14 protein-coding genes are annotated in these 17,819 nt (G+C 72.5%); 2 read left to right on the forward strand and 12 right to left on the reverse strand.

The features are described from left to right. Positions 1-44: 44 nt before the first annotated feature. Genes ACGF3A_RS30690 through ACGF3A_RS30705 form a run of 4 tightly spaced genes read right to left on the reverse strand, consistent with a single transcriptional unit; the run spans position 45 to position 5,739 of the window. Complete coding sequence (locus ACGF3A_RS30690; RefSeq protein WP_393733639.1) at positions 45-4,388, reverse strand: trypsin-like peptidase domain-containing protein; 4,344 nt, start codon at positions 4,386-4,388, stop codon at positions 45-47. A gap of 2 nt (positions 4,389-4,390) precedes the next feature. Further along, on the reverse strand, positions 4,391-4,750 hold the full coding sequence (locus tag ACGF3A_RS30695) for a CU044_2847 family protein (RefSeq protein WP_393733640.1): 360 nt from the start codon (positions 4,748-4,750) through the stop codon (positions 4,391-4,393). Next, on the reverse strand, positions 4,737-4,931 hold the full coding sequence (locus tag ACGF3A_RS30700; RefSeq protein ID WP_393733641.1) for a DUF397 domain-containing protein: 195 nt from the start codon (positions 4,929-4,931) through the stop codon (positions 4,737-4,739). The genes ACGF3A_RS30695 and ACGF3A_RS30700 overlap by 14 nt, the downstream gene beginning before the upstream one ends. Beyond that, entirely contained in the window at positions 4,891-5,739 is an 849-nt protein-coding gene (locus ACGF3A_RS30705; RefSeq protein ID WP_393733642.1) for a helix-turn-helix domain-containing protein, read from the reverse strand. The genes ACGF3A_RS30700 and ACGF3A_RS30705 overlap by 41 nt, the downstream gene beginning before the upstream one ends. An 89-nt stretch (positions 5,740-5,828) precedes the next feature. On the opposite strand from ACGF3A_RS30705, the gene ACGF3A_RS30710 reads away from it, so the two are divergent. Further along, the gene (locus ACGF3A_RS30710) at positions 5,829-6,224 is read left to right on the forward strand and encodes an ATP-binding protein (RefSeq protein ID WP_393733643.1); all 396 of its coding nucleotides are present in this window, start codon (positions 5,829-5,831) and stop codon (positions 6,222-6,224) included. Here ACGF3A_RS30710 and ACGF3A_RS30715 read toward each other — a convergent pair. The 8 genes from ACGF3A_RS30715 to ACGF3A_RS30750 form a co-directional block, all read right to left on the reverse strand. After that, complete coding sequence (locus ACGF3A_RS30715) at positions 6,213-6,446, reverse strand: Uma2 family endonuclease (protein WP_393733644.1); 234 nt, start codon at positions 6,444-6,446, stop codon at positions 6,213-6,215. The two genes, ACGF3A_RS30710 and ACGF3A_RS30715, sit on opposite strands and share 12 nt — an antisense overlap. Positions 6,447-6,536: 90 nt before the next feature. Then, positions 6,537-7,979: a GTPase ObgE gene (obgE, locus tag ACGF3A_RS30720; protein ID WP_393733645.1), complete on the reverse strand. Its 1,443-nt coding sequence runs from the start codon at positions 7,977-7,979 to the stop codon at positions 6,537-6,539. A gap of 183 nt (positions 7,980-8,162) precedes the next feature. Next, positions 8,163-8,420 (reverse strand): 50S ribosomal protein L27, encoded by a 258-nt coding sequence (gene rpmA, locus ACGF3A_RS30725; protein ID WP_344531804.1) that lies wholly within the window; start codon positions 8,418-8,420, stop codon positions 8,163-8,165. A 13-nt stretch (positions 8,421-8,433) separates the two neighbouring features. After that, a complete protein-coding gene (rplU, locus tag ACGF3A_RS30730; protein ID WP_344531805.1) occupies positions 8,434-8,757 on the reverse strand; it encodes a 50S ribosomal protein L21 in 324 nt (107 codons plus the stop codon). 251 nt (positions 8,758-9,008) lie between these two features. Continuing rightward, positions 9,009-12,941: a ribonuclease E/G gene (locus ACGF3A_RS30735; protein WP_393733646.1), complete on the reverse strand. Its 3,933-nt coding sequence runs from the start codon at positions 12,939-12,941 to the stop codon at positions 9,009-9,011. A gap of 252 nt (positions 12,942-13,193) precedes the next feature. Beyond that, complete coding sequence (locus ACGF3A_RS30740; RefSeq protein WP_393733647.1) at positions 13,194-13,994, reverse strand: TIGR03936 family radical SAM-associated protein; 801 nt, start codon at positions 13,992-13,994, stop codon at positions 13,194-13,196. Positions 13,995-14,185: 191 nt separating this feature from the next. Continuing rightward, on the reverse strand, positions 14,186-15,346 hold the full coding sequence (locus ACGF3A_RS30745) for a hypothetical protein (protein ID WP_393733648.1): 1,161 nt from the start codon (positions 15,344-15,346) through the stop codon (positions 14,186-14,188). A 36-nt stretch (positions 15,347-15,382) separates the two neighbouring features. Beyond that, complete coding sequence (locus ACGF3A_RS30750; protein WP_393733649.1) at positions 15,383-15,922, reverse strand: GNAT family N-acetyltransferase; 540 nt, start codon at positions 15,920-15,922, stop codon at positions 15,383-15,385. Between the two features lie 152 nt (positions 15,923-16,074). Here ACGF3A_RS30750 and ACGF3A_RS30755 point away from each other — a divergent pair, with 152 nt between their 5' ends. Further along, positions 16,075-17,811, forward strand: coding sequence for a serine/threonine-protein kinase (locus ACGF3A_RS30755; RefSeq protein ID WP_393733650.1), 1,737 nt, complete (start codon positions 16,075-16,077; stop codon positions 17,809-17,811). The last annotated feature ends 8 nt before the right edge of the window (positions 17,812-17,819 follow it).

The raw sequence follows: 17,819 nt of genomic DNA on the forward strand, positions 1-17,819 counted from the left end.
CTCCCGTCGCGGAGAGGCGGGGGCCGTTCTCGTCCCCGGACCCCTCACGTGCCGCACACGTCGCCCGAGAAGCCGCCCTCCGGCATGAGCCTGCGCTCCCCTGTGGTGAGACCCCGGCCTGCCAGGTCGCACAGGCGCTCCCGCCAGGCGTCCTCCCTCAGGGGCACCAACCGGGCGTCCGAGCCGTCTATCAGGGCCATCGTCGTCCCCCTGGCGTCGAGGTCCGCCGACGGCGCGAAGCCCAGGGTGAAGCGGTAGAGCTGCTCGCCGCCCCGCATGTCCCAGGCGGTGAACTCGTTGTTGATGCTCTGCGCGACCAGCCGCCCCTGTCCCGCGAAGGCGCCCACGTACTGCACTCCGTTGTAGGCCAGCGCCCTGCGCCACTTCTTCCGCTCCATGTCCCAGACCCGCAGTCCGCCGTTCTGAGCCGTGATGGCCAGCATGCGCCCCTCCAGGTCGAAGGCGAGGTTCCGCACGACCGTGTTGGACGGCGTCTCGATCGTGGCGGTCTTCCTGCCCCGCGCGAAATCCCAGATGACGATCTTCCCGCCACCGGTCAGTACCGCGGCCTGCCGGTGTCCCGGCCGCGCGACTCCGTACTGGTGGGCCGCTTGGTACAGCTGTGCGTTCCGGTCGTCCGTCGCGGGCGGCCGGTACGTCGTGCCGGTCACCCGGCCGGTGCGCAGGTCCCAGCGGGAGACGTAGGAGGCCGCCGAGATCACCGCGGTGTCCGGTGTGTCGAAGCCCATGACCGTCAGGCTCGGTCTCAGGCCCGTGCGCGGGTCCTGACGGCCGGGGTCGATTCCCCGAGGGACGGGGAGATCGAGCCGCCCCAGCTCGCGCAGTCCGGGCAGCGACCAGACCAGGACGGCACGGCCGTCCGCCGTAGCGGTCAGCAGGCGCTTCCCGTCCGGTGAGAACGCCGCGTACTGCCGCTGGAGCGGTGCGGACGGCCGTTTCGCGGCGAGCTGCCGATGCGACTTGAGGTCCCACAGCCGCAGCCCCTTGCCGCCCTGGTCCACACTCGCGACCCGCCGGTGGTCGGCGTCGGCCGTGCGGAGCATGCTGTTGAGCATGGCCGAGTCGAAGGCGGCGGGCCGCGGGACGCGGGCCACCACGACCGAACCGCCGACGCCGACGGCCACGCGCATCCTCTCCGGTGGCCCGGCCACCGACAGCGCGGGAGGCGGCGGCGCCTTGCCCCCGGAGGTGAGCAGCGCGTCCCGTACGGCGGGCGCGGGCAGTTCGACACGGCTGCGGTGTCCGGTGCGCAGATCGAGCACGACGAGGGGGAAGAGACCCAGCTTCGGCCCGTAGCGCGCGGCGGGGACGAAGGCGTACCGGCCCGTGGCGTCGACCCGCACCACGCTCGTCGCGCATGGCTGCTCGACCTGCCGGGCGGTGTACCGCTTCTGGAGCCGGGGCTTGCCGGGCCGACGCGACAGATCCCAGCTCTCCAGGGTGTTGTCCGGTGTGCAGCGCACCAGAGTCGTGCCGTCGGCGCTGACGGTGGCCTTGGGCGTGTCCGTCCCCTTGCTGCCGCCGGGCTTCAGCATGAGCTTTCCGCTGTCCAGGTGCCACATGGCCAGCCGCGACGTCTCCTGCCCGCTGTCGCCCTCGTCGCTCTTGCCGTCCCCGCCGTCGCTCTTCTCGACGCGCCCGACGACGGTGCCTCCGGCCCCGAACCACGCCTCCCGTACGGTCCAGCCGCCGGGCGGGCGCATCGTCTTGCCGACACGGCGCGCGCTCCCGACGTCCCATGCCTGCGCGCCCTCCCCCGGAACCGCCGCGACGAGCCGCTCCCCGGGCTCGTCGAAACGGAGGCTGGACGCGGCACGCGCGTTGTCCTCGGCGTCCTCGACGGAACGCAGCACCACGCCGTCCCGGTTCTGGTCGTTGCGGACGCTGATCGTTCCCCCGTCCGTGGTCAGCGCGGACCATTCACCGTCCGCCGACATGGCCATGCCGTCCGAAACGGACCTGCTCAGGTTGCGCGGAGCGGAGGCGCCACGGGTGCCCCGAACGGCCACGATGGCGCCGTGGTCCAACTGGGCGTTCAGATACGAGCCGTCCTCGCTGAGCGCGACGTCCTCGATCTGCCCCTCCCCTTCCAACGCGATGCGCTCCACGTTCCGTAACCGTTCGTGCTGCTGCATGAGCGCGCTGCGGGACTCCTCGCCCGCGTCGGTGCGGTGCGCGGCCGCCGTCAGCAGCGCCGAGGTGGTGAGCGAGTTGTCGTCGATCCGTTCGGCCTCGGCGGCGAGTTGGGCCGCTGCCACGCGACGCAACTGCGCGTCGAGCCGTGAGTTGGTGTCGTCCAGGTCGACGGCCACCCAGGTCGCCGCGGCCGTCGCCGCCGCCAGGAGCACGGCCAGCCCCCGCACCGCCCGGTCGCGGATCCGCAGGGCCCGGCGCCGGGCGTCCCTGCGCCGCACGCTCTCCTCGACGAAGGCCCGGTCCGCCGCCGACACGTCCGCCGCGCGCTCACGCAGCCACTCCTCGGCCTTCTCCAGTGCGGATTCCGTGAGGTACTTCTCGCGGGCCCGGTCCTGGCCCACCTCCGTGCGCCACTCCTGGAAGTCGCGGTCGGACTCCACCCATTGGCGCAGCCTCTCCCACTCGGCGATCAGCGCCTCGTGGGCGACCTCGACGCTCTCCCCGCCGGCCTGGTCGTCCGCCTCCTCGCCGCGCTCGCCATGCCCGTCACGCCCGAGCACCAGCAGCCGCTCCCCGGCGAACACCCGCGCGAGCGGCCACTCCCCCTCCCCCAGCTCCGTGCGCGGCACGACCCGACGCGTGGCCTGACGCCGGTCGAGCGGCACCCGCACCAGCCGTGTGAAGAGCCGCTGGGCCGACATGGCCGTCTCCGGCCGTACGTGGGTGCGCCAGGCCGCCTCCGCACGCTCCGCCAACGCGCCCCGCACGCCGCCCAGTTCCTCGTACGCACCGTGGGTGAGCAACCCGCCGCGCCGCCGCTGCCACAGCTCCTGGAGCGTGAACTCCAGCAGAGGCAGCACGCCCCGCTGGCCCGCCACATCGCTCAGGAGACGCCGTTCCAGGCCCTCCTCGTAGCCGATCGAGGGGATGGCGGCCAACGGATCGCTGATCACCTGCCGCAACTGCCCCTCGTCCATGGGCAGCAGCAGCCAGCGCTCCCCCCGAAGCGCCCGCTTGAGCACCGGGTGTTCGGAGACGGCGCCCAGGAAGTCCACGCGGAGCGTGGAGACGACGCGCAGCCGCGAGGGCAGCGGGCAGCCGGGCCCCTCGGGGAAGAGCACCCGGACCCCCTCCTCCGTCTCTCCCGCCCTCGCGCCCGGCGCCGTGAGCAGCTCCTCCAGCTGATCGACCACGACCACGAGTCCGGTCACGCCGTCGCGGCCCAGCACCTCGGCGACGAGATCGGCGGGCCCGTGCTCGCGCAGCTCGTCCTTCACCCGGCGGGCCTCGGCACGCTGCTCGGCGCCTTCGAGTCCGGGCCGCGTCAGCCGGGTCAGCTCCCGCGCGAGAGCGCCCAGCAGCCCCGCCGGGTCCCCGGCCCGTACGGTGACTGCGGCGTACCCGTACCGCCGCAGCAGCGGCAGCACACCGGCCTTCACGACGGACGACTTGCCGCACCCGGACGTCCCGTACACGGTCGTGACGGGCTCCTCGCGCACGAGCGACGCCAGTGTCCGGCTCTCCTCCACACGCCCGTGGAAGCAGCCGCTGTCCGCCTCCTCGAACGCCTTCAGCCCCCGGAACGGCGAGGCCGGCCGGACCAGCGGAGCGAGTGACGGCACCACCTCGGCGAGCCGCTGCGCCGGGATCATCGCGCTCTGCCGCACCTCGGCGGTCCCGTCCGTGGCCACGACCATGCCGACGACCTGGCCCAGTTCGGCATCCCATACGGGCCCGCCGCTGAACCCTCCTTCGACGGGGCTGCCGTGTCCCTCCGCCTGGACGAACTGCACCCACCCCTCGGCGGTCCGGTCCAGCAGCCGCCCCGTGTACCAGGTCCCGCCCGGCCAGCCGTCGGGAAATCCGATCACTCGCGCCTCGTGCCCCCACAAACCACGCGCTTCGAGGAAGCTCAGCGGTCGCGCGCCCTCCAGCGCGTTCTCCAGCCGCAGCAGCGCGACGTCCGCGTCCCGCACCCAGGTGACGACGCGTGCCGCCACCCTGGCCCCGCCGCGTAACGGCAGATCGACGCAGATGCTCTCGCCGACGTCGACTGTCGCGTGGGGCTCGCGCCCCAGCGCGTCCGAGACGACGTGCGCGGCGGTGACGGCCAGCTCCGGCTCGACGAGAAATCCGGCGCCCGCCACCGCCCCGTTCCCCGGCATCCGGACGCGGAGCACGGCCGGATGGAGCTCATCCTCATGGCTGCGGGTGGCGCCCCCGTTCGGCATGGTTACGCAGTATGGCGCGCGGGTTGCCCTCCGTCACTCCTGTGCCATGTGAGAGATACGGAAAAGTTCGCCTCCGCCGCCGAGTTGGCGACGACGAGGTCCGCCTGCGCGGAGAGGGTGACGCCGAAGTCGACGGTCATCTCGTCGGGCGGGTCCGGCAGCTCCCGGAACCGCTCGACGAAGCTCTGCGCCACGGGCGCGACGGTGCCGAGCATCGCCCCGAGCGAGCGCGAAGCGCGAGCGGCCACCCGCTCCCCACCCCGCCCGACGGGCACGGGCCCGCCCTTGCCGGTGTCCCGGATCTCGACCCGTACGACGTCGCCCCCGTCTCCCCCTTCGAGGGGGATCTCAACGACGTGCATCGCGGATGAACGCCTCGAAGGCTGATGCGGGGAAGGTGAGATGAGGGCCCTGCGGATTCTTTGAGTCGCGGACGGCTACGCGGGGTCGTATTGCTGCGACCTCGACGCAATCACCGCTCTTGTCCGCGCTGTAGCTCGACTTACGCCAGCGGATGCGTGTTTCTCCCCGGATGGTGTCCATAGCGTTCCTCCCTCACGCGGGCGATCAGCTCCGCCGAGTCCTCCAGCGAGAGGGCGGAGGCCCGCAGGAGATCGTAACGATGGGCGTGTTCCTCGACCTCGTGAGGATCGGCGGTCTCGACCACCCTCCCGTACGTCTCGGCGTACGCGGTAGTGGGCTGCCTCTCGTACGTGTAGAGGTTGAACGCGCCGATCATGCCCGCGTGTGCCCCTGCCCGGAACGGCAGCACCTGGATGAACACGCGTTCGCTGTGGCGGTAACTCAACAGACGCGACAGTTGAGTTCGCATGGTGGCTCGGCCGCCCATCTCCTGGTACAGCACGCCCTCCCCCAGGACCAGCCACAGCTTGGGGGCGTCCTCCCAGGCCAGCAGGCGCTGCCGCGCCATTCGTGCTGCCACGTCGTCGTCCAGTCGGCTGCGGTCGATGACGCCGAGCACCGCACGCGCGTAACCCTCTGTCTGCAACAGGCCGTAGACCACCTGCGGCTGAAAGGCACGGATCGTCTTGGACGTCGATTCGATCTCGGCAATCTTGCGCAGCCGTCGGGGCAGCGGATGGCGCCGGGCCATCTCCCAGGCTCGCACCAGCGCGCCGCTTGCTCCGACGGCCGCGTCAAGGCGTGGGATGTGCTCGTCTTTGGGCCGCTTCACGGCCGTCTCGTACTGGCCGATCTGCGAACCGGTGAGGAAGACCTTCGTCCCCAAACCGGCCAGTGTCAGTCCAGCGCGCTCTCTCCAGAAGCGCAGCTCGGCACCGAAGAAGTGCAGGGGCGACTCGCCGGGATCGAGCCTCTTGATGTTGGCCATGGAAGCCACCTCGTTCAACCAATCCAACTCCGTGCCGAGTTGAATTCAAGCCATAGCCCAGCGTAGTCACGCGACCACAGAATCGCCCCGTGAACATCGAAGGCAGTCCTCCACAGCAGTTCCGCCATCAGTTCCAAGTCGGCGCACACTCCCCGCACTTCATGCGCAGGGCGGCACGCGTCTACCTGGACGTATGGGGCCTGCCCCACCTCGTCGAGCCGGTGACGCTCGCGCTGACCGAACTGCTGACGAACGTCCACCGGCACGTGCCGGACCAGTGGTGCACGTCGACCGTGATCCGCACGCTCGACGGCGTACGGATCGAGGTCTACGACCGGAGCTTGGACCTCCCGGTACGGCCGTACGGGGCGGACCTGTGGTCCGAGTCGGGCAGAGGGCTCGCGATGGTCGAGCTGGTGACGGACAAGTGGGACGTCGTCGCTCATGAGGAGGGCAAGACGGTGTGGTGCGAGCTACGGGCGTAGGGCCCGTCGGCCGACCGCCGTGAGGTCGATGTCGACGAGGACGTCCGGCTCCGGCGCCTGCCGCTTGGCGAGCTTCACGGTCATCTGGCGATCGGCGCGGAGCTCGGCGGGGGCCTGGCTGTCGAGCTCCGCGGCCAGGAGGCTGGTGACGCGGCTGTGCCACTTGCCTCGCTGGGCGGCGAAGACCAGGGCACCGTCGATGAGTTCGGTGCGTGGGGGCACGCCGACGAGCCGTAGGAAGCCTTCGGCGGTGAACCCTCCCGGGGGTGGGATCGCCCAAGAGGGCAACGGCTCGTCGGGCATGGGGCGGGGTCAGCCCTCGAAGGGGTCGAAGTCCCGGTACTCGCCGAGGGCCTCGTCGCGTTCCGCCTCGCGGTCGCGGCGGCGGAGTTCCGCCGGGCGGACCGCTTCCATGCGGTGGTCCTCGCCGCGGCGCCCCAGCATTTCGGCGCCGGTGATCATCGTGGGCTCCCAGTCGAAGACCACCGCGTTGTCCTCGGGGCCGATCGCGACGCCGTCGCCCTCGCGGGCGCCCGCCTTGAGGAGCTCGTCCTCGACGCCGAGACGGTTGAGGCGGTCGGCGAGGTAGCCGACGGCCTCGTCGTTGTTGAAGTCGGTCTGGCGGACCCAGCGTTCGGGCTTCTCGCCCCGGACGCGGAAGAGGTTGTCCTCTTCGCGCGTGACCGTGAAGCCCGCCTCGTTGACGGCCTTGGGGCGGATGACGACGCGGGTCGTCTCCTCCGCCGGGCGGGCCGCGCGGGCCTCGTCGACCAGGCGGGCGAGGGCGTAGGAGAGGTCCTTGAGGCCCTGGCGGGAGACCGCCGAGACCTCGAAGACGGGGAAGCCCCGCTCCTCCAGGTCGGGCCGGATGATGTCGGCGAGGTCCTTGCCTTCGGGGATGTCCGTCTTGTTGAGGACGACGAGGCGCGGGCGGTCGTCGAGGCCGCCGTACTGCTTCAGCTCGTCCTCGATGACGTCCAGGTCGGAGACCGGGTCGCGGTCCGTCTCCAGCGTCGCGCAGTCCAGGACGTGGACGAGGACCGAGCAGCGCTCGACGTGGCGCAGGAACTCCAGGCCCAGGCCCTTGCCCTCGCTGGCGCCGGGGATGAGGCCGGGGACGTCCGCGATCGTGTAGACCGAGCCGCCCGCCGTGACGACGCCCAGGTTCGGGACGAGGGTGGTGAAGGGGTAGTCGGCGATCTTCGGCTTCGCGGCGGAGAGGACCGAGATCAGCGACGACTTGCCCGCGCTCGGGTAGCCGACGAGAGCCACGTCGGCGACCGTCTTGAGCTCCAGGACCACGTCCCGCGCCTCGCCGGGCTCGCCCAGCAGCGCGAAGCCGGGCGCCTTGCGGCGGGCCGAGGCCAGCGCGGCGTTGCCGAGGCCGCCGCGGCCGCCCTGGCCCGCGATGAAGGTGGTGCCCGCGCCGACCATGTCGGCCAGGACCTCACCCTTGGAGTCGAGGACGACCGTGCCGTCCGGGACGGGGAGGACGAGGTCCTTGCCGTCCTGGCCCGAGCGGTTGCCGCCCTCGCCGGGGCGGCCGTTGGTGGCCTTGCGCTGGGGACCGTGGTGGTAGTCGAGCAGGGTCGTGACGTCGGGGTCGACGACGAAGATCACGTCACCGCCACGGCCGCCGTTGCCCCCGTCGGGGCCGCCCAGCGGCTTGAACTTCTCGCGGTGGACGGAGGCGCAGCCGTGGCCCCCGTTGCCCGCGGCGACGTGCAGTTCGACGCGGTCCACGAAGGTGGTCATGACGTGTGCCTCCTGGGTGCCTGTGCTTCTTGCGGTCTCTCGCGTACGTGCGTACGTGCGTACGTGCGTACGTCCGTCACTCGCGTACGCCCGTACTTGCGTAACGCACCGAGGGCGGACCCGCATCCCCGCCATCAGGAGGGAATGCGGCCGTCCGCCCTCGGAATGTGTCTGTCCGGCTGCTTACTCAGCGGCCGGGACGACGTTCACGACCTTGCGGCCGCGGTGGGTGCCGAACTGCACCGCACCGGCGGACAGCGCGAACAGCGTGTCGTCGCCGCCACGGCCGACGCCCGCGCCCGGGTGGAAGTGGGTGCCGCGCTGGCGGACGAGGATCTCGCCGGCGCTGACGACCTGGCCGCCGAAGCGCTTGACGCCGAGGTACTGCGGGTTCGAGTCGCGCCCGTTCCGAGTGGACGATGCGCCCTTCTTGTGTGCCATCTCTCCTCAGTCCTTACTTCTTGGCCGGGGCGGGGATGTCGGTGACCTTCAGCGCGGTGTGCAGCTGACGGTGGCCGATGCGCTTCTTGTAACCGGTCTTGTTCTTGTACTTCTGGATCCGGATCTTGTCGCCCTTGTGGTGGTCAACCACCTCGGCCTGAACCTTCACGCCCGCCAGGACCCACGGGTCGCTGGTGACGGCGTCGCCGTCGACGACGAGCAGGGTCGAGAGCTCGACGCTGTCGCCGACCTTGCTCTCCGACAGACGGTCAACCTCGATGACGTCGCCGACAGACACCTTCTGCTGGCGCCCGCCGGTGCGCACGATCGCGTACACGCGGAACTCTCTCTCACTCGATTCGGAGCCCCTGATGCCAGCCGCTCGCCGCGGGGGCGCGAGCCGACCCACGAACTGACCCATGAGGATTGAGCGGCCTCTCCCCGGCCGCGAGGCCCGGGAGGGAGTTGCTCAGGAGCGGACGCGTCTTCGACGACACGCCGACGGTCAAGGTTACGGGGACCTTGACACGCTGGTCAAACCGGGACGGGCCCGGGGATTGCGAAGTCCCCGGGCCCGTCCCCGCGGCCTCAGTCCTCGGCCGGTGCCGACGCCGAAGCGGTGACGCCCGACAGCTGCTGCTGCTCGGCCGCGGCGGTCTTCTTGGCGGCCGCCTTCTTCGTCGTCTTCGCCGCCGTCTTCTTGACGGTCGTCTTCTTGGCCGCGGCCTTCTTCGCCGTGGTCTTCTTCGCGGCCGTCTTCTTGGCGGCGGCCTTCTTCGCCGTCGCCTTCTTGGCCGTCTTCTTCGCCGGAGCGGGAGCCTCCGCGTCCGCGTCGGCCTCCGCCTCGGTGCCGGTGGCCGTGACCGCCGCGTCCTCGGAGGACGTCGCGGGCGACCCCGCCGGCGCCGTGACCTTGCGCGTCACCCGGCGGCGGGTACGCGCGGGCGCGGCCTCCGCCTCGGGCTGGGCCTCGGGCTCCGCCTCGACGGCCGGGGCAGCCTCAGCGACAGGCTTCGGCTCGGCCTCGGCGGCCGTGACCACCGTGACCGCCGCGTCGTCGGACGTCGCGGGCGACCCGGCGGGTGCCGTGACCTTGCGCGTCGCCCGGCGACGACGACGCGCGGGCGCGGCCTCCGCCTCGGGCTGAGCCTCGGGCTCGGCGGCCGGGGCGACCTCAGCCACGGGCTCCGGCTCCGGCGCCGCCTCGGGCTCGGGCTCCGGCGCGGGAGTCTCCGCCTCGGCGCCCTTCGGCGACCCGGCGGGCGCACTCGCCTTGCGGCTGCCGCGGCGGCGCGACCGACCGCCCCGCGCGGCGGCGGCCTCCGCCTCGGCGGCGCTGCTGTACAGCTCCTCGTCCGGGACGAACTCCACGGGCTCCGCGGACTCGGCGGGCTCGGCGGACTCGGTCGTCGCGGCGGCCACGGCCTCGGCAGGGGCCTCGGACGCCTTCTCCGACTCCTTCTCCTGAGCCTGCGGCTGACCCTGGGCCTGGGTGCCGCCCTTGCCCTTCTTCTTGCTCTTCTTGCCGCCGCCCGACGCGGCCGCGGCCTGGTCCATGTGGACGATCACGCCGCGCCCGTTGCAGTGCACGCAGGGCTCGGAGAAGGCTTCGAGCAGCCCCTGGCCGACCCGCTTACGGGTCATCTGCACGAGGCCCAGCGAGGTGACCTCGGCCACCTGGTGCTTCGTACGGTCGCGGCCCAGGCACTCCAGCAGGCGGCGCAGCACCAGGTCGCGGTTGGACTCCAGGACCATGTCGATGAAGTCGATCACGATGATGCCGCCGAGGTCGCGCAGCCTCAGCTGGCGCACGATCTCCTCGGCCGCCTCCAGGTTGTTCCTGGTGACCGTCTCCTCCAGGTTGCCGCCCTGGCCGGTGAACTTGCCGGTGTTGACGTCGACGACGATCATCGCCTCGGTCCGGTCGATCACCAGCGAGCCGCCGCTCGGCAGCCACACCTTGCGGTCCAGGGCCTTCATGAGCTGCTCGTCGATGCGGTACGTCGCGAAGACGTCCACGTCCGAGGTCCACTTCTGGAGCCGGTCGGACAGGTCGGGCGCGACGTGCGAGACGTAGCTGTGGATGGTGTCCCAGGCGCCGTCACCGCTGACGATGACCTTGGAGAAGTCCTCGTTGAAGATGTCCCGGACGACGCGGACGGTCATGTCCGGCTCGCCGTAGAGCAGCGTCGGCGCGTTGCCCTTCTGGGCCTTCTTCTGGATGTCCTCCCACTGCGCCTGGAGGCGCTCGACGTCGCGGCGCAGCTCGTCCTCGCTGGCGCCCTCCGCGGCCGTACGGACGATGACGCCCGCGTCCTCGGGGACGACCTTCTTCAGGATCTGCTTCAGGCGCGAGCGCTCGGTGTCGGGCAGCTTGCGGCTGATGCCGGTCATGGAGCCCTCGGGCACGTAGACCAGGTAGCGGCCGGGGAGCGAGACCTGACTGGTCAGGCGGGCGCCCTTGTGGCCGATCGGGTCCTTGGTGACCTGGACGAGCACGGACTGGCCGGACTTGAGCGCGGTCTCGATACGGCGCGGCCCGTTGGCCATGCCGAGCGCCTCGAAGTTGACCTCGCCCGCGTACAGCACGGCGTTGCGGCCCTTGCCGATGTCGACGAAGGCGGCCTCCATCGACGGCAGCACGTTCTGCACCTTGCCGAGGTAGACGTTGCCGACGTACGAGGTCGACTGCTCCTTGTTGACGAAGTGCTCGACGAGCACGTCGTCCTCAAGGATGCCGATCTGCGTGCGCTCGCCGTTCTGGCGGACGATCATCTCCCGCTTGACCGCCTCGCGGCGCGCGAGGAACTCGGCCTCAGTGATGATCGGCACCCGGCGACGGCCCTGCTCGCGCCCCTCGCGGCGGCGCTGCTTCTTGGCCTCCAGACGCGTGGAGCCCTTGATGGCCTGCACCTCGTCGGAGGGCTCGCTGTCCTTCTTCTTACGAGGCTCGCGAATCTTGACGACGGTGCGCTCGGGGTCGTCGGCACCGGAACCAGAACCGGAGCCCGAACCGGAGCCGGTCCCCTGGCCGTCGGCCTGCCCCTCGCCGTCACCCGAACGACGACGACGCCGACGCCGCCTGCGCGAGCTGCTGCTGGAGCCGCCGCCCGAGCCGGACTCGCCGTCCGACGCGTCGCCGTCCCCGGCACCGTCCTCGCCGTCGGCGGTCTGCTCGCCGTCGGCCACGCTCTCGTCCGACTCGCCGTCCTCGTCGCCCTCGCCGCTCCCGGCGGCCTCGGCGCTCTCGCCCCGGCGACGGCGACGGCCGCCCCTGCGGCGGCGCCGCGCGGGACGCTCCCCGGCCTCGCCGGACTCGTCGGCGTCGGAAGCGGACTGCGCGTCCTCGTCGCCCTGCTCGGCGTCGTCGTCCGCCTCGGCGGACGCGGCGTCGGCGGTGGCGCCGGTGCCGTCGGTGCTGTCCTCGGCGCTCTCCGCGCGCCTGCGGCGGCGACGGCGCGACGCGGTGCCGCCCCGCTCCTCGGTCACCGGCTCGGCGGCCTCCGGCGTCGCCTCGGTCTCCTCTTCCTCCTCCTCGGCAGCGGTCTCACCGGCGAGCATCTCGGCGGCGGCGCGCTGCGGGGTCTGGAAGGCGGGCTCGGTGAAGACGGGCGCCTGGAACATCGCCACGGGCGCGGGCGCCTTCCGCTTCCTCCCCGCCGGAGCGGAGCCGGAAGCGGAAGCGGAGTCGGCCGACGCGGCCTCCTTCTCGCCCTTCCCGTCCTTGGCGTCCTTCGCGCCCTTCGCGTCCTTTGCCGCCTTGGCGCCCTTCGCGTCCTGCGCGGGCGCGGCGGCCTCGGGCTCCTCCGTCTTACGGGTCGCACGGCGACGACGGCGCGGGGCCTCGGCCTCGGCTTCCGCCTCGGCGGGCGCGTCGGCGGGCTTCTCGGCCTTCGGGGCGGGAGCGGCCTCCGCCGTCTCCTCGACGGCAGCCGCGACGGTCTTACGGGTCGCACGACGGCGCGTCCGCGGAGCCGGAGCCTCAGCTTCCTCGGCGGGCGCGGCGGCCTCCTGCGGCGCTTCCGCGGCGGGGGCCTCAGGCGTCTCGGGCGCGGCGGTCTTACGGGTCGCACGGCGACGCGTACGCGGAGCCGGAGCCTCAGCGGGCTCAGTCGGCTGCTCGGCCGGTTCAGCGGCCTCGGGCGCGGCGGTCGGCGCCTCGTCGGTCGCCTCCGCCGTACGGGGCGCGCCCGCGGGTGCGGTCGCCTTGCGCGTGGCCCGGCGCCGGGTACGGGCGGGCGGAGCCGCGGCCTCCGTGGGCTCGGGCCCGGATTCGGGCGCGGGGGCGCTCGGCGCCTCCGTCGCGGCCGTGACAGCCGTCACGGCCTTGTCCGCCGGGGCCGAGTCCGCGGCCGAGACGGCGGGCGGGCCCGCCGGGCGGCTCGCGGCGCGGCGGCGGCGCCGGGGCGGCAGGGTGTCGCTGGGGGTGGAGCCCGAAGCGGTCTCCGCGTCGCTCCGAGGAGCTGACTGTGCGGTGTCCGGAGCTTCTGCGGCTTCCGTCGATTCAGTTGGTTCGAGCATGCGGGCGGTTCTCCCGTCACGCTCCCGGGCGCCGCGCCTCGTACGTACCGGGGCGGCCCGCACGAGGTGCGTGGACCGCTCTCCGGGGCGCGGGCACCGCGCGGGAGCTTGTTGTCTCACTCGCCGGTTCCGGTCCTTCTCTGGCCCGGCTACGGCGAAAGTCTGCTGGTCAGTGCGCTCGCCTTCCGCACCGCGGCCCGGGTGGCTCCCTGGCGTGCGTCGGCGGCGGCGGCGCTTCCTACGACGGCGGTCCTACGCGGAGCCGCCTCGCACCGTCGCGGCGCTGGAAAGATCTCCTGAGCCGGTGGGCCCTGAGAGAGCGTCGCGGTCGGGCGCGAGCGGGTCGGTCACCGTGCCTGTCTCCTCATCGAGCGGCCCCTGCGCCAGCCTGGTCACCGCTGCGGGGACCGGCGGCGCCAGGCCGGCCGCAGCGCGGAGACCGGACAGGACGTCGTCGGGTCGTACGGCAGGTGTCAGGTGCCGTACTACCAGCCGCAGTATCGCACAGGGAGCGCCGCCCGGCCTATCGGCCCTGGTGGCGGAGGTGCCGTCGACGGCCTCCTCGGCCAGGGCCAGGGAGGTGACGGCGGCGCGCGCGTCGAAGGTACGGAGGCCCTTCTTCGTCTGCCGCTGGACCTCGACCGACTCCGCGGCGAGGAAGGCGGCGACGGCCGCGCGGGCCTCTTCGGGGGTGACGCCGTCGAGCCTCAGCTCCCACTCGGACGCCTGGAGACGGTCGGTGAAGTCGGAGGTTCCGGCCTCGACCGCGTCGATGATGTCGAGCCCCGTGGGCATGCACGTGTCGAGCTGTGCGCGCAGGCCGTCGGGGTCCTGGTGACGCGTGAGGGCGATCTCCAGGTACTCGGCCTCGCTGCCGGTGCCGGTGGGGGCGGCATTGGCGTAGGAGACCTTCGGGTGGGGGGTGAAGCCCGCGGAGTACGCCATGGGCACCTCGGCCCGGCGCAGCGCCCTCTCGAAGGCACGCTGGAAGTCGCGGTGGCTGGTGAACCGGAGGCGGCCGCGCTTGGTGTAGCGCAGTCGGACGCGCTGCACAGCGGGTGCGGGCGGCGGGCCTTCGGGCTGTCGCTTGCCCAGTGCTTCTCTCCTCGGTGCAAGGGCGGCACCCGGGGAGCTGCCGCCCTTCGTGGACAGGACGAAATACGGAGGCGGAGGTCCGCGGCCGCGGCGCGTCACGTGCCCGGGGCACGGGACGCGTTGTGCGTTTGTGCGGATGATCCTTCTGCCTAGGGTACGCGGCGGCCCTCCGGCAGCTGCTCCCGCTCCTGGGTTCGGCTGCCGCCGAAGAGGGCACGGCGTATCTCTGCCCGCGTCTCGCGGACCGATGCCCGTACGGACGCGAACGCTGCGCGTACCGACCGGGCGGTCTCCCTCATGGCCTGCGCGATCGGCCTGCAGACGGGGCGGACGACGTGTCGCCAGGTCCACACGAAGGGCGTCACGAAGACCGCGCGCAGCAGCCGTCCGAGGAAGCCGAAGACGGAGCGGGAGACGCGTCCCGCCGCGCGCCAGGCGAAGGCGAGCCCGGCGCCGGTCTCGCGCGCGACGACCGCGAGGACCCGCCCGACCGGGGTCAGTACGTAGCGGTACACCGCCACCACGGGGACCACGATCAGGTACCGGCCCAGCCAGGCGAGCGCCGCGCCCGTGCCCCGTACCACCGCGACCACGGCGTGTCCCACCGGAGTCAGCACATACCGGTACACCGCCACCACGGGGACCACGATCAGGTACCGGCCCAGCCAGGCCAGTGCCGCGCCCGTGCCCCGTACCACCGCGACCACGGCGTGTCCCACCGGAGTCAGCACATACCGGTACAGGGCCACGGCGGGCACGACGAACAGGTACCGGCCCAGCCAGCCGCAGCCCGAGCCGAAGCCCCCGACGAGGGCGGCGAGCGCGTGCCCTATGGGCGTGAGGACATGGGCGTACGTCCAGGAGAGCGGGACGACGACGAGGACGCGCCCGAGCCACGCGAGCCCGGCGCCGGTCCAGCCGAGGAAGGTGCCGATGCCACGCCCCACGGGGGCGAGGACGTACCGCCACAGTCCGACCCACGGCCAGACGAACAGGGCCTTGCCCGTCCACATCAGCGCGAGGCCGACGCCCCGGACGACCGGCATGACCAGCGTCCGCCCGAGCCACAGGAACGCGCCCCCGATCGCGCGCCCGCACGGCCGCAGCACGGTCCGGTGCAGCGCCTTGCCGCAGGCGGCGAGCGCGTCCCACACCATCCGCACCGGAAGCACCAGGACGAACATCACGATCCGTACGGGCATCCGTACGGCCGCCACCAGACACCCCTCTGACTCGCGCGCCGCAGCGGCCGGGTCGGCGCCGTGCCGAGGCCGGTAGGGCTTCTGAAATCGATCAGGGGTGTGGCTCATGCGTTCAACGACGCGCGTGGTGGGGCGCCGGTTCGGTCACTCCGTGGCGATCCAGTAACGAAGCTTCCGCCCCCGCCGGTCCTCCAGCACGCCCCCGCACCTCTCGATCACCGTGCGGGAGGCGTCGTTGTCCACGTCGCAGGTGAGCAGCACGGAGACGATCCCGAGCTCGCGCGCGTACGGGAGCGAGGCGCACAGCATCGCGGTGGCGTGCCCCTGACCCCGGGCCGAGGGCCGTACGTGGTACCCGATGTGCCCGCCCTGCTCGTACAGGTGCGTGGTGAGCCGGTGCCGGAGGGAGAGCCGCCCGAGGTACTCGTCGCCCTCCGTCCACCACAGCGTGGTGGAGCCGACCCAGCCCGGGTGCCAGGGCGTCCGCTCGTCCTCGGCGGCCCGCACCCGCTCCAGATACCGCCGGAACCCCTCGGCGCTCTCCCAGACCCCCGTGTACTCCTGGATCTCCTCCGCCGCCGTCGCCCGGGGGTCCCCCTCGCCCACCCTCTCGTCCTCGCGCTCCTTCATCGCGGCGAGGAAGGAGGCGTGGAAGGCGGGTGAAGGCTCTGTGAGACGCGGCATCGCGCCAGTGTCACCAAGCGGCACCGCGCGACGCGAGGGCTTTTCCGCGCGGGACGGCCTCGTGCCAAAAGGTGTTACGTGCACGGGAGTCGGGCACTACGGTGGCGGGCGTTCGCAGTCGGTATCGGTGTCATTCCGGGGGGCACGGGGGCGTGGTCGAGGCGTTGGGGCCGGAGGATCCGGCCGAGGTGGCCGGGTACCGGCTGCGGGGGCGGCTGGGTGAGGGCGGCATGGGTGCCGTGTATCTCGCGCACAGCCGCGGCGGGCAGCCCATGGCGCTCAAGGTGATCCGCCGGGAGTTCGCCCGGGACCCCGAGTTCCTGCGGCGCTTCGCCCGGGAGGTCGACGCGGCGCGGCGGGTGCAGGGCCCGTACACGGCGGCCGTCGTGGACAGCAGCGTCGAGGGACCGCGGCCCTGGCTGGCCAGCCAGTACGTGCCGGGTCCCTCGCTCTCCCAGGCGGTGGCCCGGCACGGCCCGCTGCCGCTGCGGACGGTGCTGTCGCTGGCCGCGGGGATCGCCGAGGCGCTCCAGTCCGTCCACCGGGTGGACGTGGTGCACCGCGACCTCAAGCCGTCGAACGTGCTGCTCGCGGCCGACGGCCCCCGCGTGATCGACTTCGGCATCGCCCGCGCCCTGGACGCGACCGCCCTGACGGGCACAGACGTCCGCCTCGGCACCCCCGGCTACATGGCCCCGGAACAGGTGTCCGGGCAGACCGCCGGACCGGCGCTGGACGTGTTCGCGCTGGGGCTCGTGGTGTTCTACGCCGCGTCCGGCGGCCATCCGTTCGGCGAGGGCGGCGGCGCGGCGATGCTCTACCGGATCGTCGAGCAGGAGCCGGACCTGACGGACTGCCCGGAACAGCTGGTTCCGCTCATCCGTGGCTGTCTGGCGAAGGACCCCGGACAGCGGCCCGGGCTCGACGCGTTCATCGACGCCTGCAACGGCGTCGCGCAGGCCAACGGCATCACCCTGCTGCGCGAAGCGGGACGCTGGCTGCCTCCGGCGGTCGCGGAGGCGGCGGGAACGGCGGGAACGGCGGCAGCCGAGGCGGCCCCGCCCGATACGGCTCCGACCGCCGCCGCGGCTCCGGCCGAGCCGCCGGTCCCCCCGGAGTCCACCTTTCCGCTGGGGCGCCGCGCGCCGTACACCCCCACCGTCCACGAGCCGGATCCCCCGCCCCGCAAGCGTTCGCGCGGCAGGCTCGTCGGCATCGGGCTCGCGGCGCTGGCCGTGCTCGCGGGCGGCACTCTCGTCGCCATGAAGCTGCTGGGGTCGTCGTCGGACGGGCCCAAGGAGTCGCCGGGCTGGACGATCACCAAGAAGAGCGTCCCGCTGACGATCCCGGCCCCGCACTACACCACCCACTCGGGATGGGCCAATTCCGGCAATACCTGCGACAGCATCAGCGACGGGGCGGCGCCGCCGACCTCCGTCTACGTCAGCCTCAAGTCGTTCGAAGCCTTCTCCCGGCAGAAGGACATGGCCGACTCCAAGGCCCAGGCCGACCGCACCATCCGCTACACCGACTGCGCGGACGGCAGCTTCAACATGCCCGGCAAGGGCGGCGGCGCGGGCCCCACCAGCGGCTTCAAGCTGCTCGACGGCCGCGGGAAGTGGGGCCTCGTCGAGAAGCACGACAGTTCGGCGGAGGACTGCCGCCGCTCGGCCCGTTCCGGCGCGCTGCCCAACAAGATCAGCATCAAGCAGATCCAGCGCGACTCGGTGCTCCAGGAGGGCAAGGGCCTCTGCGTCCTCGCGCCGGACGAGAAGACGGTGACCCTGCTCTGGATCACGAAGGTGACCCCTCAGCCCAAGAACGACAAGCTGAGGGAGTACGACGTCGAGCTGACCCGCTGGAAGCCGTCCGGGGACGCCAAGGGCTGAGCCGGAGC

The organism is Streptomyces sp. NPDC048172 (assembly GCF_043202595.1).
Lineage (GTDB): Bacteria > Actinomycetota > Actinomycetes > Streptomycetales > Streptomycetaceae > Streptomyces.